Below are 14,212 nucleotides of genomic sequence, written 5' to 3' on the forward strand. Positions count from 1 at the left end.
CGCAATTTGTAAAATCAAATTACAAATCCAATAAAAATATATTTTCACCACCCACAGAATAGAAAAAGAATATTCACATGGATGCAACCGATCAACCCATAAATCAGCGATTCGTGCAGCGGCTGGTGGACGATCTGCGCACGCCGAAAGCCAGCATTTTTTTCGGGGATCTGATCGCCAGCGCTGGGCTGGGGTGGCTACTTTTCGCCAATGCGCTGGGCCCATGGAATGGGTTCTTTCGAGGCATGAGCTTTGTCGTTGCGGCATTCCTGCTCTACCGAGCCTTGGCCTTCATCCACGAATTGTTCCATCAGCAGTCCATGGCGAAATTTAGGTTCGTGTGGCATGTCCTTGCCGGTGTTCCCCTGCTGATCCCTTTTTTGCTGTATTTGCCCATTCACCAGAATCACCACAGCAGCAAAGCATATGGAACCAAAGAGGACGGCGAGTATGAGCACTTCAAAGGGCGGGCACGGCTTGCAATTGCCAAGCTGTTTGCGCTGAATTTGGCACTGCCTTTGGCACTGTGGGTCCGCTTTGCTTTACTGACGCCTTTGGCCGTGTTGCACTCGCCCATTCGTACGCAGATGATCCCCGAGTTCGTTCACTTGGCCTTGCGCCTGCCCTTCCGCGCCGCCGACATCAAGGAAAGTTCGCGGGCCGAGGCGTTTGCTATCGAATGGATGTGTGCCGTTTTCAGCTGGGGCTTGGTTTGTCTGTGTGTTCTGGGTTACGGCGAGGTGGTATTGCTTTGGGCGGCCCTGGTCATACTGATTGCGACGCTGAACACCATCCGCACATTGGGAGCGACCCATCTCTACGTTGAGGGAGCGGAAGGACGGAATGCACGCGAACAGATGCTGGACTCGACCAACCTAGACTCTCGCAGTCCCCTCGCTTTGCTGCTGTGTCCCGTGGGGCTGCGCTTTCATGCGTTGCACCATATCGCGCCTTACCTGCCCTACCATGCGCTGCCTGAAGCGCACCACCGTTTGATGCAGGCGCTACCACAAGGCTCCGAGTACCATCAATTGACCGTACCGTCATTCAGCCAAGGCCTGCAACGGCTGTGGCGCGCTACGTCAGAACGAAGCTAGCTCACCCTGGCCGTGCATGTGACCCTGCGGTACAGATTGGTTGACGAGCAACCGTCTGTGCGGGTCCAGCCCCACCAACGATGTCAGGCCATGGCAGCCGAACGGGCAACCACGGTTTACAGCAGCACGATGTCGTACTGCTCCTGCCCCATCGCACTCTCCGCCTGCAGTGAGATAGGCTTGCCGATGAAGTCCGACAGGCCCGCCAGATGCTGGCTCTCCTCGTCCAGAAACAGCTCCACCACCCGGGCTGATGCCACCACGCGGAATTCGCGCGGGTTGAACTGGCGGGCCTCGCGCAGGATCTCGCGCAGGATGTCGTAGCACACGCTGCGCGCGGTCTTCACACTGCCCTTGCCCTGGCACACCTCGCAGGACTCGCACAGCATGTGGGCCAGCGATTCGCGCGTGCGCTTGCGCGTCATCTCTACCAGGCCCAGTTGCGAGAAGCCACTCGAAGACATGGTCTTGACCCGGTCGCGCGCCAGTTGCTTCTTAAACTCCAACAGCACCGCCTGCTGGTGGTCCTCGCGGGCCATGTCGATGAAGTCCACGATGATGATGCCGCCCAGGTTGCGCAGGCGCAGTTGGCGGGCAATGGCCTGGGCGGCTTCCAGGTTGGTCTTGAAGATGGTGTCGTCAAAGTTACGCGCACCCACATAGCCGCCGGTGTTCACATCCACCGTGGTCAGCGCCTCGGTCTGGTCCACGATGAGGTAGCCGCCGGATTTCAGCTCCACCCGGCGGCCCAGCGCCTTGGCCACTTCTTCGTCGATGGAGTACAGGTCAAAAATCGGCCGCTCGCCACGGTAGTGCTGCAGCTTGCCAGCGGCGGCAGGCATGAATTCCTGGCCAAAGGCGCGCAAGCGGTGGAATTGCTCCATCGAATCGAGCCGGATGGCCTGCGTGTGGTCTCCCACCAAGTCGCGCAACACGCGCTGGAGTAAATCCAGATCCTGGTGCAGCAGCGAGCCCGCAGGAAGCTTGAGCGAGGCGTCCTTGGTGCGCGCCCAGGTCTTGCGCAGGTAAGCAATGTCTTCGGCCAGTTCGGCGTCGGACGAGTCTTCGCCATTGGTGCGCAGAATGAAGCCGCCGCCACCGCCTGAGGACTTATCGCCCACCAGCGCCTGCAGCCGCGTGCGCAGCGCATCGCGCTCGGCAGGCGGGATCTTTTGCGAGACGCCCACATGGTCATCCTGCGGCAAGAACACCAGCAGGCGGCCTGCGATGCTGATCTGTGTGGACAGCCGCGCGCCCTTGGTGCCAATGGGGTCCTTGATGACCTGCACCATGAGCGACTGGCCCTCGAACACCTGCTTTTCGATCGGTACCTGCGGCTCCGTCTTGCGGGCGACGGAGGGCGGCTCGCCATCGGGCTGGCGGTGCCACACATCGGCCACGTGCAAAAAGGCTGCGCGTTCCAGCCCAATGTCGATGAAGGCGGACTGCATACCCGGCAACACGCGCGAGACCTTGCCGAGGTAGACGTTGCCCACCAGGCCGCGCTCAAGCGTGCGCTCGATGTGCAGCTCTTGCACGGCGCCGTGCTCCACCACGGCTACGCGGGTTTCCTGGGGCGACCAGTTGATCAGAATGTCTTGTTGGATGGCGGCAGGCATGGTGTGGACCAGAGGGACTTAGACAACAAAACCGAGGGTGCGCAACAGCTGTGCGGTCTCAAACATAGGCAATCCCATGATGCCTGAATAGCTGCCGCGCAGCACGGGGATGAATGCCGCAGCAGCGCCTTGGATGCCATAGGCACCAGCTTTGCCCAGAGGCTCGCCCGTGGCCACATAGGCGGCGATTTGCGCCGAGGTCAGCGGTGCAAAGGTCACCTCAGACACCGACAAAGCCTGCAACCGATGCGCCGCTGCGCCCGCCCCCGACTGCACTGCCACTGCAGTAAGCACTCGGTGCGTTTGCCCCCCCAATTCCGCCAGCATGCGCTGCGCATGGGGTGCGTCGTCGGGTTTGCCGTAAATGGTGGCGCCCAGCGCCACGGTGGTGTCAGAGCACAAAATGGGGGCCGGGGGCAGCCCGCGACGAGCGCACCGGGCCACCGCAGCATCGAGCTTGAGGCCGGTGACGCGGATCACGTAGTCGTCCGGGCTTTCGCCAGGCAACACGGCTTCGATGCCCTCGGCGTCTTCGGCCACGTCGCCCTGAACGTTGGGCAACAGCAGCTCATGGCGCACGCCCAGCTGCTCCAGCAACTGGCGGCGGCGGGGGCTTTGGGAGGCAAGGTAGATGAAGTCAGGCATGAACAGATTTCCAAGCAAAAATCAGCTGAGGGAGTCTCTGCTCGAATCGAGCGATCAGTGTGCGCTGCGGATCGGGATGGGCTGCTAGGCGCAAGTACTCGCAATAGCTGTAGCTATTGCGAGTACTTGCAACAACGCAGACCGCCCGAGACCGCAGATGCACACGACGCGGTGATACGTGCAGAGACTCCCTAACGCTTATTCATCAAGCGCTGGCAGCTATCAAAAAAGAAGCAAATCTCAAGCCAATCCAGCGCACAGCGAACTCACTCGCGGTGGTAGGGATGCCCAGCGTTCACCGACCAGGCCCGGTACAGCTGCTCGATCAGCAGCACGCGCACCATGGCGTGGGGCAGCGTCAGGTCTGACAGGCGGATGCGTTCGTGCGCCGCCTGGCGAAAGGCGGGGTCCAGCCCGTCAGGCCCGCCAATGACCAGGGCCACATCATCCCCCCCCAACTGCCAGCCCTTGAGGCGATCGGCCAGGGCCTTGGTGGTGAGGTTGGTGCCACGCTCGTCCAGCGCCACCACGCGGGTGCCCCGTGGAATGGCGGCTTCGATGCGCTCACGCTCGGCGGCGTACAGCGTCTCCAGCGTCTTGGAGCCGCGCGGCTCGGTTTTGACGGCCTTGAGTTCGACCTTGAGCTCAGGCGGGAAGCGTTTGGCGTAGTCGTCGTAAGCGGTTTGTGCCCAATCGGGCACCCGCTGCCCCACTGCAACAATCAGCAGCTTCATGGATCAACCTGGGTGCGTGAGAAAGATGGCTACTGGCACGCCCGCGCCCAGACCCGCCGGGCGCGCAGCGTGCAGACCGGTCAGCCCTTGCGGGCCGGGGCCTTTTTGGCGGCAGGCTTTGCAGCGGGCTTGGCTGCAGCTTTCGGAGCGGCCTTGGCTGCGGTTTTTGCTGCAGGCTTGGCCGCTGCGCGTGCAGGGGCCTTGGCGGCTGGCGACTTCTTGGCCGCTGGCTTCTTGGCGCCACCAGGTTTGACCACCACGGTCTTGACCGGTGCCTTGGTGGCTGCGGGCTTTTTGGCGGCCACGGTGCCTGCTGCCTTGCTGGCAGGTTTGGCGGCTGTGGTCTTGGCCGTAGTCTTGGCTGTGGGCTTGGCGGCAGCGGTTTTGGCCGGTGTGACTTTTGCCGCGGTTTTAGCGGCCGTCTTCGCCACAGCCTTCACGGTGGCCTTGCCAGAGCGGGCGGGCGCCGCAGGCGCAGCCGCCGCCTTTTTGGCCGGGGCCTTCTTGGCTGCAGTCTTCGCATCCGACTTGGCTGCCTTTTGGGCCGACTTCTTGTCGGCCAAATCGGCGGCTGCCGTGGAAGACGGCTTGGCCGCTCCCAACTTCAGGCGCACGGGCACTTCGCCCCACAGTTCTTCCAGTCGGTAGTACTGGCGGATGGCGGGCTGCATGATGTGCGCCACGGCCGAGCCGCAGTCCACGATGATCCATTCACCGTTGTCTTCACCCTCGATGCGTGGCTTGGAAAAACCGGCGTCTTTCACGGCGTCGCGCACGCTGGCGGCCAGCGCTTTGGTCTGCCGGTTGGAGGTGCCCGATGCCACGATCACCCGCTCAAACAGCGGCGACAGGTGCTCGGTGTTGAACACCTGGATGTCTTGCGCCTTGACGTCTTCCAGGCCATCAACGATGGCACGCTGAAGTTTGGTCACGTCTTTTTTGGCAGCGGTTTCCGATTTGGTGGAGGTGGTCATCAGGCAGAGAAGTAGAAAGGAATGGAATCAATATAGCGCGCAACGCAGCGCACAGCCAGAGGGGCTACGCCTTGGGTGTTGCGCACGGGCGCAGAGGCGTTTATCGGTGTTTTTGGCCTCTTGCGCTTATAGATCAAGCGCTGCCAGCTATTGAAATTATAGCTTTTGGGCCGCACAGAGGTGCGAGGCCTGTGATACCCAGGGCACAGCACCGTGCAACCTGTCGATCAAAGCCAGTCGCGCCGCACCAAAAACTGTTGCATCAAGGCCGCTTCGGGCGAGCCCGGCTCGGCCTGGCGCTGGTACGACCAGGCCACCAGCGGCGGCATGGACAGCAGGATGGATTCGGTGCGGCCACCCGACTGCAGGCCAAAGTGCGTGCCCCGGTCCCACACCAGGTTGAACTCGACGTAACGGCCCCGGCGGTAGAGCTGGAAGTCGCGCTCGCGCTCGCCATAGGGCATGCCCTGGCGCTTCTCAACGATGGGCAGGTAGGCCTTGAGAAAGGCATCGCCCACCGACTGCGTCATGGCCAGGCTTTGCTCGAAGCCCAGCTCGGAAAAGTCGTCATAGAACACGCCGCCCACACCGCGCTGCTCGCTGCGGTGCTTGAGGAAGAAGTATTCGTCACACCACTGTTTGAAGCGCGGGTACTTGTCGTCACCAAACGGTGCCAAGGCATTGCGGCAGGTGCGGTGAAAGTGCACGGCGTCTTCCTCAAAACCGTAGTAGGGCGTGAGGTCCATACCACCGCCAAACCAGCAGGTCGGCGCCTGGCCGGGGTGACCGGCCGCAATCATGCGCACGTTCATGTGCACCGTGGGCACATAGGGGTTGCGAGGGTGAAAGACCAGTGACACGCCCATGGCCTCGAACGGCGCACCCGCCAGCTCGGGCCGGTGCTGTGTGGCCGAGGGCGGCAGTTGCGGGCCACGCACATGGCTGAAGCCACAGCCCGCACGCTCGAACACCCGGCCACCTTCCATGATCTTGGTGACGCCATCGCCCTGCAGCGGCTCGCCCGGCGGTTTGCTCCAAGCATCGGCCAAAAAGCGGGCACAGCCCTCGCCCTCCACAGCCTCCAGCGCATCGGTGATGCGCGCTTGCAGGCCCAGCAAGTAACTGCGCACGGTCGCCACGGTGGTGGCAGGGTTCAATCCGGGTTGTTGCATTTTGGTGGTCCATTGCGCGGGGGGCTAGGCACCCCCGCAAACTGGCGCGGCACAGGCCAGCGACGCAGCGCAAAAACAGCTCTGCCGCCACGGCCCCCCTTGAGCGGGGGACGCCGTAGCGGCAAAAGAGGCATCACTTCACAGCGCGGTAGCCAATGTCGGTGCGGTACTGCGCGCCGTCGAACTGGATGTTCTTGGCCACTTCGTACACCTTTTGCTGCGCTTGCTTCACCGTATCGGCCAACGCCGTCACGCACAGTACGCGGCCGCCAGACACCTTCAACTGGCCATCTTCCAATGTGGAGCCCGCGTGGAACACCACGGCATGGTCCAAAGCCGTGTCCGACTCGTTGAACAGCGGCACGCCGGTGATCACATCGCCCTTGCGTGGGCTGTCTGGGTAGCCGTGTGCAGCCATCACCACGCCCAAGGCGGTGCGGCGGTCCCACTGCAGCTCAAGCTGGTCGAGCTTGCCATCGGCGGCGGCGGCCATCACATCGCTGAAGTCGCTTTTCAGGCGCATCAAGATGGGCTGGGTCTCTGGGTCACCCATGCGGCAGTTGAACTCGAGCGTCTTGGGCTGGCCCTTGGCGTCAATCATCAAACCGGCGTACAAGAAGCCGGTATAGGGAATGCCGTCTTTTTCCATGCCACGGATGGTGGGCAGGATGATTTCGCGCATGGCGCGGGCATGCACATCGGCCGTGACCACAGGCGCGGGCGAATACGCGCCCATGCCGCCCGTGTTGGGGCCTTCGTCGCCGTCCTTGAGGCGCTTGTGGTCCTGGCTGGTGGCCAGAGCCACCACGTTCTTGCCGTCGCACAGGACGATGAAGGAAGCTTCTTCGCCCTCCAAAAACGCCTCGATCACCACGCGGGCTCCGCCCTCGTTGTGAGCCACGCCGTACTTGTTGTCCACCAGCATGAAGTCCACGGCGTCGTGGGCTTCTTGCAGCGTCATGGCCACCACCACGCCCTTGCCAGCGGCCAGGCCATCGGCCTTGATGACGATGGGGGCGCCCAGGCGGTCCACAAAGGCGTGGGCTTCGGCCGGATCGGTGAAGGTGTCGTAATCGGCCGTAGGAATGCCATGGCGGCGCATGAACGCCTTGGAAAAAGCCTTGGAGCTTTCCAGCTGCGCAGCCGCCTTGGTGGGGCCAAAAATACGCATGCCGTTGGCGCGGAACTCGTCCACCACACCCGCTGCCAGCGGTGCCTCGGGTCCCACCACCGTCAGGGCAATCTTTTCGGCCTGGGCCCACTGGCGCAGCTCGCGCACATCGGTCAGGGCCACGTTTTCGAGCTTGGGGTTCAAAGCCGTGCCGCCATTGCCTGGGGCCACGTACACCTTCGTCACCTTGGGCGACTGGCTCAGTTTCCAAGCCATTGCGTGTTCACGGCCGCCGCCACCAATCACAAGTACTTTCATAGGAACCTTTGGTGAACCCCTGCTGGCACTGCGCGACAGCTGAGAGGCTCGTAAAAAATTAATGCTTCGGCCAATCGCGCCTCGCGCTATGCACAAAACCGGCGAAACTGGCGCGCCCCTGGCCAGTGCCACCGCGCAAGGGCCGCCCCGCCGCGCCGGTGGCGTCCCCCTCCCGCGCAGCGAGAGAGGGGGAAGGCGCGACGCGCCTCAGGGGGAGCTTCACAAAGCAGCGTTGTGATACACCTCTTGCGTGTCGTCCAGGTCTTCCAGCACGTCCAGCAGCTTCTGCATCTTGGCGGCATCGTCGCCCGTCAACTCAATCGTGTTCTCGGGCCGCATGGTCACGCTGGCCACCTCGGGCGTCAGGCCTGCGGCCTCCAGGGCATTCTTCACCGCTTCGAAGTCGGCCGGGGCCGTCAGCACCTCTACCGCGCCATCGTCGTCGGTCACCACATCTTCAGCACCCGCTTCCAAAGCCACTTCCATCACCTTGTCTTCGCTGGTGCCGGGGGCAAAAATCAGCTGGCCACAGTGCTTAAACTGGAACACCACCGAACCTTCCGTGCCCATGTTGCCCCCGTGCTTGCTGAACGCGTGGCGCACTTCGGCCACGGTACGCACGCGGTTGTCGGTCATGGTGTCGATCATGATGGCCGCGCCACCAATGCCATAGCCTTCGTAGCGGATTTCTTCGTAGGTCAGGCCTTCGGCGTTGCCTGTGGCCTTGTCGATGTTGTATTTGATACGGTCGGCGGGCATGTTGGCCGCTTTGGCCTTGTCCACCGCCAGTCGCAGGCGGGGGTTGGCAGACAGATCGCCGCCACCGGCGCGGGCTGCCACAGTGATTTCACGAATGATGCGGGTCCAGATCTTGCCGCGTTTTTCATCCTGACGCCCCTTGCGGTGCTGGATATTCGCCCATTTACTGTGTCCTGCCACGAGAAGTCCTTTTGTATTGATTTAATCTAGCCTGCTGATTTTACTTTTTGCCAGACACCCCAAGGAATCCCCAAATGGCCGACCCCATGTTGATCGCCAAGCACGCTGCCACCGAATGCCACCTGCTGCCAAGCCTGGCCAACCGCCACGGGCTCATCACTGGCGCCACCGGCACCGGCAAGACGGTGACCCTGCAAACCCTGGCCGAGAATTTTTCGCGCATCGGCGTGCCGGTCTTCATGGCCGACGTGAAAGGTGACCTCACCGGTGCCAGCCAGCCCGGCAAGATCGGCGACAAGCTGGCAGGGGTGCTCAAAGAGCGCGGGCTGGACTTACCAGCGCCCCAGGCCTGCCCCACCACGCTGTGGGATGTGTTTGGCGAACAAGGCCACCCGGTGCGCGCCACCATCTCCGACATGGGTCCGCTGCTGCTGGGCCGCATGCTCAACCTGAACGAAACCCAGTTGGGCGTGCTAAATCTGGTCTTCAAGATTGCCGACGACAACGGCCTGCTGCTGCTGGACCTCAAGGACCTGCGGGCCATGCTGCAGTATGTGGGCGACAACGCCAAGGACTTCACCACCGAGTATGGCAACGTCAGCTCCGCCAGCGTGGGGGCCATCCAGCGCGGGCTGCTGCAGATCGAGCAGCAAGGTGGCACGCAGTTCTTTGGCGAACCCATGCTCAACATCCAGGACTTCATGCAGACGGTGGATGGCCAGGGCGTTATCAACATCCTGGCGGCCGACAAGCTCATGAACTCCCCGCGCTTGTACGCCACCTTTTTGCTGTGGATGCTGTCTGAGCTGTTCGAGCAATTGCCTGAAATTGGCGACCCAGAGCAGCCCAAGCTCGTCTTTTTCTTCGACGAGGCCCACCTGCTGTTCAACGAGGCGCCCAAGGTGCTCGTTGAACGCATCGAGCTGGTGGTGCGCCTGGTGCGCTCCAAAGGCGTGGGCGTGTATTTCGTCACGCAGAACCCGCTCGACATCCCCGACAGCGTGCTGGCCCAACTGGGCAACCGCGTGCAGCACGCACTGCGCGCCTTCACGCCCCGCGACCAAAAGGCCGTGAAGGCCACGGCCACCACCATGCGGCAAAAGCCCGGGCTGGACATTGAAACCGCCATCACCGAGCTGGCCGTGGGCGAGGCGCTGGTGAGTTTCCTGGACGCCAAAGGCCGTCCCAGCGTGACCGAGCGTGTGTTTGTGCTGCCCCCGGCCAGCCAGCTGGGCCCCATCACTGCCCTGCAGCGCCAGGCGCTCTTGGCGCAGTCGCTGGTGGCAGGGGTGTATGAAAAGGCCATTGACCGCGAATCGGCCTACGAAAAGCTCAAAGGCCGCACCGACGGAGCCACGACGCAGGCGCCCACCACAGGCACCAACGGCAAAGGTGCAGCCTCTGCGCCTGCCGATGACGGCGGCGGGCTGCTGGGCGGGCTCAACGACGTGCTGTTTGGCACCACAGGCCCACGCGGCGGCAAACGCGATGGTCTGGCCCAGACCATGGCCAAGTCTGCCGTGCGCACCATGGGCACCACGCTGGGCAAGGAGATTTTGCGCGGCGTGCTGGGCAGCATTTTTGGCGGCAGCGGCAAGCGGCGCTGATTTCGCTCCAAGCCGGTGCACAGCAAAACCCGGGTGGTTGCCAGCGCAGGCGCTGCCCGGTGTATCCCCAGCGCTACAGCCCACCCCAACCTTTGGGTAGCGCACCACCAGGAGCCCTGTGACTTCCATATGACAGTCACCAATTCGTCACAAAACAGGCGTTGAATCGATCCCAACAAAAACAACAACAAAGGAGGATCGATGACAAAAACCGAAATCGCACTGCTGCGCTGGGGCCAGTTGCCCATGTTCGCCGCCATCGTGGGCTGGATACTGGGCTTTGTCGGGGTGGCAGCAGGCCTGTGGCGCCCGCACTGGTACTGGGTCTTGTATTTCATCGCCACGGTGGCGATGACCGCACTTTGCATCCAGCGGACCCACGCAGCGCGTGAGCGCTACATCCGCGAAGCCCCCTTGCCCCGCTTCTTACAGCGCAAACTGCGCGAGGCCTACCCGCAGTTGAGCGCCAAGGATGGCGAGCTGGTCGAACGGGGCCTGCGGCAGTTCTTCCTCGCCTGCCTGCGCAGCCGCCAGTTTGTGGCCATGCCCTCGCAGGCAGTCGATGTGCTGTGGCACGAGTTCATCCTGCACACGCAGGCCTACAAGCGGTGGTGCACCCATGCGCTGGGCCACTTTTTGCACCACACCCCGGCCGAAGCCCTGGGCCGCAGGGGCATGCACAACGACGGCCTGCGGCGCGCCTGGTTCTGGGCCTGCAAGGAAGAGTCCATCGACCCCAAGGCCCCCAGCCGACTGCCCCTGTTGTTTGCCCTAGATGCCAAGTTCGCCATCCCCAACGGGTTTCACTACGTGCCAGACTGCCGATTGACGGGCGCACAAAGCAGCGCGGCGGCAAGCTCTAACAGCGGCGGCTGCGGTGGCTCACCCTACTGCGGCACCGATTTTTCGGACGGCGGCTACAGCGGTAGCTCAGGCGACTTTGGCGGATCAGACAGCTCGGACGGCTCGGGGGGTGGAGGAGGCGAAGGGGGTGGCTGCGGCGGCGGCTGCGGCGGAGGTGGCGACTGAGTTCACGCTGGGCAAACCATGGCGGGCCCCCAAGGCAGCCCAGCACCAACCATCAATCGCTATCAAAACAATAGCTTCTAGCGCTTTCATTTAAAGCGCTAGCGGCCCATTTCATTCAAAGTCGCCCAGGCGACGAACAGCAACGGGCGGGCGCCCTAGAGTGTCAGGCCATGAACACCGACATCACCGCCCTCACCTGCTTCACCCTCAGCACCACCGTGCAGGTGGCCCACCTGGTTTTGAACCAGCCAGAGGCCCTGAACACCATGCACCCCACCTTCTGGCGCGAGCTGGATGCGGTGCTGGCCCACCTGCACCAGGCGGGCGAGGCACGGGCGCTGGTCATCAGCAGCACCGGCAAACACTTCAGTGCGGGCATGGCGCTGGAGACCTTTGGTGGCGCCATCACCATGGACGACCAAAGCCCTGAGGGCCGGGCCGCCATTTTTGACCTGCTCACCGACATGCAGGCCACCTTCACGCGGCTGGAGAATCTGCGCATTCCCGTCATTGCGGCCATCCACGGCGGCTGCATTGGCGGCGCGGTCGACATGGTGACGGCCGCCTGCATCCGCTACGCCACGCAGGATGCGTTCTTCTGCATCCAGGAGATCAACATCGGCATGGTGGCCGACGTGGGCACGCTGCAGCGCCTGCCCAAACTCATTCCGCTGGGCGTCGTCAAAGAACTGGCCTACACCGGCCGCCGCCTGGGCGCGGCCAAGGCCCAGGGCTATGGCCTGGTCAATGAAGTGTTTGACACGCAAGAGGCCATGGTTGCCGCAGCCCTGCAATGCGCGCAAGAGATTGCCAGCAAGCCACCCGTGGCCATCTGGGGCACCAAGCAGGCCATCCACTACGCCCGTGATCATTCGGTGGAGGACAGCCTGCGTCAGATGGGCTGGCTGCAGGGGGCCATCTGGAGCAACCAGCATGTGCGCGAATCCGTCACCGCCATGAAGCAAAAGCGCGCGGGCAACTTCCCTGCGCTCACTCCGCTGCAGCGGTTCAGCGATTCAGCGGGTTATTGATCCGGCACGAACCTACTTGAACCGTTCACTGAGCGCAGTCGAAGCGCCGCGCAAGGTTTCGACAAGCTCAACCCGAACGGATATTTCAAGTTCAGAGAGGCCTGCTCAATCACAAGTCAAACTAGCTGCGGTCGCTGCGCGCCAGGTGGTATTCCAGCCGCCGCAAGGCGGTGGTCAACGCCAGCGTCATCAGCCAATAGGCCAATGAAATGGCGAGGTACGGCTCCCAATACCGGGCATAGGCACCCGCCACGGTGCGTGCGGCGTAGGCCATTTCGGCCAGGCCGATCGCAGACACCAGCGACGTGTCCTTGAGCAGCGCAATCATGTTGTTGCCCAGTGGTGGCAGCATGCGCCTAAAGGCCTGCGGCAGCACCACATAGCGCATCACCTGCATGGGCGTGAAGCCCAGCGAGCGCCCCGCGTCAAACTGCCCTTTGGAGATGGACTGAATGCCCGCGCGGAACACCTCTGAGATGTAAGCGGCCGAGTTGAGCGTGAGCGCGGCAATGCCCGAGATCAGCGCCCCATGCTCTTGCTTGAGCGTGCGCGCCAGCTCGCCATCAATCAGCAGCCCGGACACAGGGTGGATGAACAGCGGCATCACCGCAAAGTGCATCAGCAAGATCTGCACAAACAGCGGCGTGCCCCGGAAAAAGCTCACATACACCGTCGAGGGCCAACGCAGCAAGAAGCGGCACACCCAGTTCCACGGCGCGTGGCGTGCCTGGGCCAGCCGGGCCAGCGCCAGCAACAGGCCCCAGGTACCGCCCAGCAGCACACACACCACCGTCATGCCCAGCGTCATCAGCGCGCCGCGCCAAAACAGCTCACGGTACTCCACCAGAATGTCCGGCCGAAACCAGCCAAACCACAGTTCAGGTTCCATCACCCCTCCCAATCAATAGCAATAGCGTTGTGCTCCCCACCAGGAGCCCCTTCAGGCCCCAGCAAAAACGGCCGCAAAGGCGGCCGCAGTGCATGGCAAACCCACAGGCAGCGATCAGCGTGCCTTGTATTCCTTGGCAAACCACTTTTTGTAGATCTCGCCATAGCTGCCATCGGCACGGATGGCGGCCAGGCCGGCATTGAGCTTGTCTTGCAGGGGCTTGTCGCCCTTCTTCACCACAATGCCAAAGCCCTCTTCGGGAAAGCTGGGGTCTTCCACGGTCTTGAGCGCGGGGTTCTGGCTCACGCGGTAGGCGATCACGCCGTTGTCGCCAATGGCGGCATCCACCCCGCCACCTGCCAGCTCGGAGATGATGAGCGGCGTGCTTTCAAAGCGGCGGATGTTGGGGCTGGTCTTGCCGAACTCGCGCGAGGCCACATCGTCGGCCGTCGAGGCATTCACCACGGCAATTTTCTTGCCGTTCAGGTCTTTGAGGGTGGCCACCGTGCTGCCCTTGGGCACGGCAATCAGCTGGTGCGCCGCGAAGTACGGGTTGGAAAAGTCGTAGCTTTGGCGGCGCTTGTCGTTGATGGTGACGCCGGAGATCACCAGGTCCACATCGCCATTGTTCAGGGCCGCAAAAATGCCGCTCCAGGGGGTGTTGATGACCTTGATCTTGAGCCCTTGCTGCTTGGCAATGGCGTTGATGATGTCGATGTCGAAACCGACGATCTGCTTGTCTTTGTTTTCGAACGCAAAGGGCGCGTAAGTGGCGCTGGAAGCGACAGTGAGTTCCCGCGCTGGGGTGCCTTGTGCCAAAGCCCCCACGGTAAAACCAAGCGAGGCGACCAGGCCAAAGCCCAGGGCAAAAATGCGTCGAGACTGTTGCATAAGAATAGGACCCATGGGGGGAAAAGGAGGCCTGCAGTATAACCAGCAGTCCTTTGAAGGACTTCAAATTTCATAGCTGCTTGCGCCCTGTTTGCGGGCGCCAGAACCCATTTTTTGCACGCAGTTGGTGCAATGCCTATGATGCACAGTGTTTGC

General features: G+C 62.5%; 13 protein-coding genes. 4 read left to right on the forward strand and 9 right to left on the reverse strand.

Annotated elements, in window-relative coordinates; all coding sequences use genetic code 11:
- Positions 1-77: 77 nt before the first annotated feature.
- On the forward strand, positions 78-1,097 hold the full coding sequence (locus C8C98_RS19770) for a fatty acid desaturase (protein ID WP_121455662.1): 1,020 nt from the start codon (positions 78-80) through the stop codon (positions 1,095-1,097).
- A gap of 116 nt (positions 1,098-1,213) precedes the next feature.
- On the opposite strand, the gene rng is transcribed toward C8C98_RS19770, so the two are convergent.
- The 7 genes from rng to C8C98_RS19810 form a co-directional block, all read right to left on the reverse strand.
- Positions 1,214-2,704 carry a ribonuclease G gene (rng, locus tag C8C98_RS19775; protein ID WP_121456412.1) on the reverse strand — a complete coding sequence of 497 codons (1,491 nt, stop codon included), beginning with the start codon at positions 2,702-2,704 and terminating at the stop codon, positions 1,214-1,216.
- Positions 2,705-2,734: 30 nt separating this feature from the next.
- Entirely contained in the window at positions 2,735-3,361 is a 627-nt protein-coding gene (locus tag C8C98_RS19780; RefSeq protein WP_121455663.1) for a nucleoside triphosphate pyrophosphatase, read from the reverse strand.
- 266 nt (positions 3,362-3,627) lie between these two features.
- Positions 3,628-4,095 carry a 23S rRNA (pseudouridine(1915)-N(3))-methyltransferase RlmH gene (gene rlmH, locus C8C98_RS19785; protein WP_066690244.1) on the reverse strand — a complete coding sequence of 156 codons (468 nt, stop codon included), beginning with the start codon at positions 4,093-4,095 and terminating at the stop codon, positions 3,628-3,630.
- Between the two features lie 80 nt (positions 4,096-4,175).
- Positions 4,176-5,069 (reverse strand): ribosome silencing factor, encoded by an 894-nt coding sequence (rsfS, locus tag C8C98_RS19790; RefSeq protein WP_121455664.1) that lies wholly within the window; start codon positions 5,067-5,069, stop codon positions 4,176-4,178.
- A gap of 227 nt (positions 5,070-5,296) precedes the next feature.
- Positions 5,297-6,241 carry an oxygen-dependent coproporphyrinogen oxidase gene (hemF, locus tag C8C98_RS19795; RefSeq protein ID WP_121455665.1) on the reverse strand — a complete coding sequence of 315 codons (945 nt, stop codon included), beginning with the start codon at positions 6,239-6,241 and terminating at the stop codon, positions 5,297-5,299.
- 133 nt (positions 6,242-6,374) lie between these two features.
- Positions 6,375-7,670, reverse strand: coding sequence for a phosphoribosylamine--glycine ligase (purD, locus tag C8C98_RS19800; RefSeq protein WP_121455666.1), 1,296 nt, complete (start codon positions 7,668-7,670; stop codon positions 6,375-6,377).
- A 219-nt stretch (positions 7,671-7,889) separates the two neighbouring features.
- The gene (locus tag C8C98_RS19810) at positions 7,890-8,609 is read right to left on the reverse strand and encodes a YebC/PmpR family DNA-binding transcriptional regulator (RefSeq protein ID WP_099655640.1); all 720 of its coding nucleotides are present in this window, start codon (positions 8,607-8,609) and stop codon (positions 7,890-7,892) included.
- A gap of 74 nt (positions 8,610-8,683) precedes the next feature.
- Between C8C98_RS19810 and C8C98_RS19815 the strand changes: the two genes are divergently transcribed.
- The 3 genes from C8C98_RS19815 to C8C98_RS19825 all read left to right on the forward strand — a co-directional run bounded on the left by C8C98_RS19815 (position 8,684) and on the right by C8C98_RS19825 (position 12,276).
- The gene (locus tag C8C98_RS19815; RefSeq protein WP_121455667.1) at positions 8,684-10,216 is read left to right on the forward strand and encodes a helicase HerA-like domain-containing protein; all 1,533 of its coding nucleotides are present in this window, start codon (positions 8,684-8,686) and stop codon (positions 10,214-10,216) included.
- 201 nt (positions 10,217-10,417) lie between these two features.
- Positions 10,418-11,245 (forward strand): hypothetical protein, encoded by an 828-nt coding sequence (locus C8C98_RS19820; protein ID WP_121455668.1) that lies wholly within the window; start codon positions 10,418-10,420, stop codon positions 11,243-11,245.
- A gap of 170 nt (positions 11,246-11,415) precedes the next feature.
- Entirely contained in the window at positions 11,416-12,276 is an 861-nt protein-coding gene (locus C8C98_RS19825; RefSeq protein ID WP_121455669.1) for an enoyl-CoA hydratase-related protein, read from the forward strand.
- Positions 12,277-12,397: 121 nt separating this feature from the next.
- Here C8C98_RS19825 and C8C98_RS19830 read toward each other — a convergent pair whose 3' ends face one another.
- Positions 12,398-13,165: an amino acid ABC transporter permease gene (locus C8C98_RS19830; protein WP_162995947.1), complete on the reverse strand. Its 768-nt coding sequence runs from the start codon at positions 13,163-13,165 to the stop codon at positions 12,398-12,400.
- A gap of 114 nt (positions 13,166-13,279) precedes the next feature.
- Positions 13,280-14,056, reverse strand: coding sequence for a basic amino acid ABC transporter substrate-binding protein (locus C8C98_RS19835; RefSeq protein ID WP_121455670.1), 777 nt, complete (start codon positions 14,054-14,056; stop codon positions 13,280-13,282).
- Positions 14,057-14,212 lie beyond the last annotated feature (156 nt).

This window comes from Acidovorax sp. 106, from assembly GCF_003663825.1.
Lineage (GTDB): Bacteria > Pseudomonadota > Gammaproteobacteria > Burkholderiales > Burkholderiaceae_C > Acidovorax.

Coding starts and splice junctions, on each gene's coding strand:
- C8C98_RS19770 (WP_121455662.1), top strand. CDS start 78: ATGGATGCAACCGATCAACCCATAAATCAGCGATTCGTGCAGCGGCTG.
- purD (WP_121455666.1), bottom strand. CDS start 7,670: ATGAAAGTACTTGTGATTGGTGGCGGCGGCCGTGAACACGCAATGGCT.
- C8C98_RS19780 (WP_121455663.1), bottom strand. CDS start 3,361: ATGCCTGACTTCATCTACCTTGCCTCCCAAAGCCCCCGCCGCCGCCAG.
- C8C98_RS19835 (WP_121455670.1), bottom strand. CDS start 14,056: ATGCAACAGTCTCGACGCATTTTTGCCCTGGGCTTTGGCCTGGTCGCC.
- rsfS (WP_121455664.1), bottom strand. CDS start 5,069: ATGACCACCTCCACCAAATCGGAAACCGCTGCCAAAAAAGACGTGACC.
- C8C98_RS19820 (WP_121455668.1), top strand. CDS start 10,418: ATGACAAAAACCGAAATCGCACTGCTGCGCTGGGGCCAGTTGCCCATG.
- C8C98_RS19815 (WP_121455667.1), top strand. CDS start 8,684: ATGGCCGACCCCATGTTGATCGCCAAGCACGCTGCCACCGAATGCCAC.
- C8C98_RS19825 (WP_121455669.1), top strand. CDS start 11,416: ATGAACACCGACATCACCGCCCTCACCTGCTTCACCCTCAGCACCACC.
- rlmH (WP_066690244.1), bottom strand. CDS start 4,095: ATGAAGCTGCTGATTGTTGCAGTGGGGCAGCGGGTGCCCGATTGGGCA.
- C8C98_RS19830 (WP_162995947.1), bottom strand. CDS start 13,165: ATGGAACCTGAACTGTGGTTTGGCTGGTTTCGGCCGGACATTCTGGTG.
- hemF (WP_121455665.1), bottom strand. CDS start 6,241: ATGCAACAACCCGGATTGAACCCTGCCACCACCGTGGCGACCGTGCGC.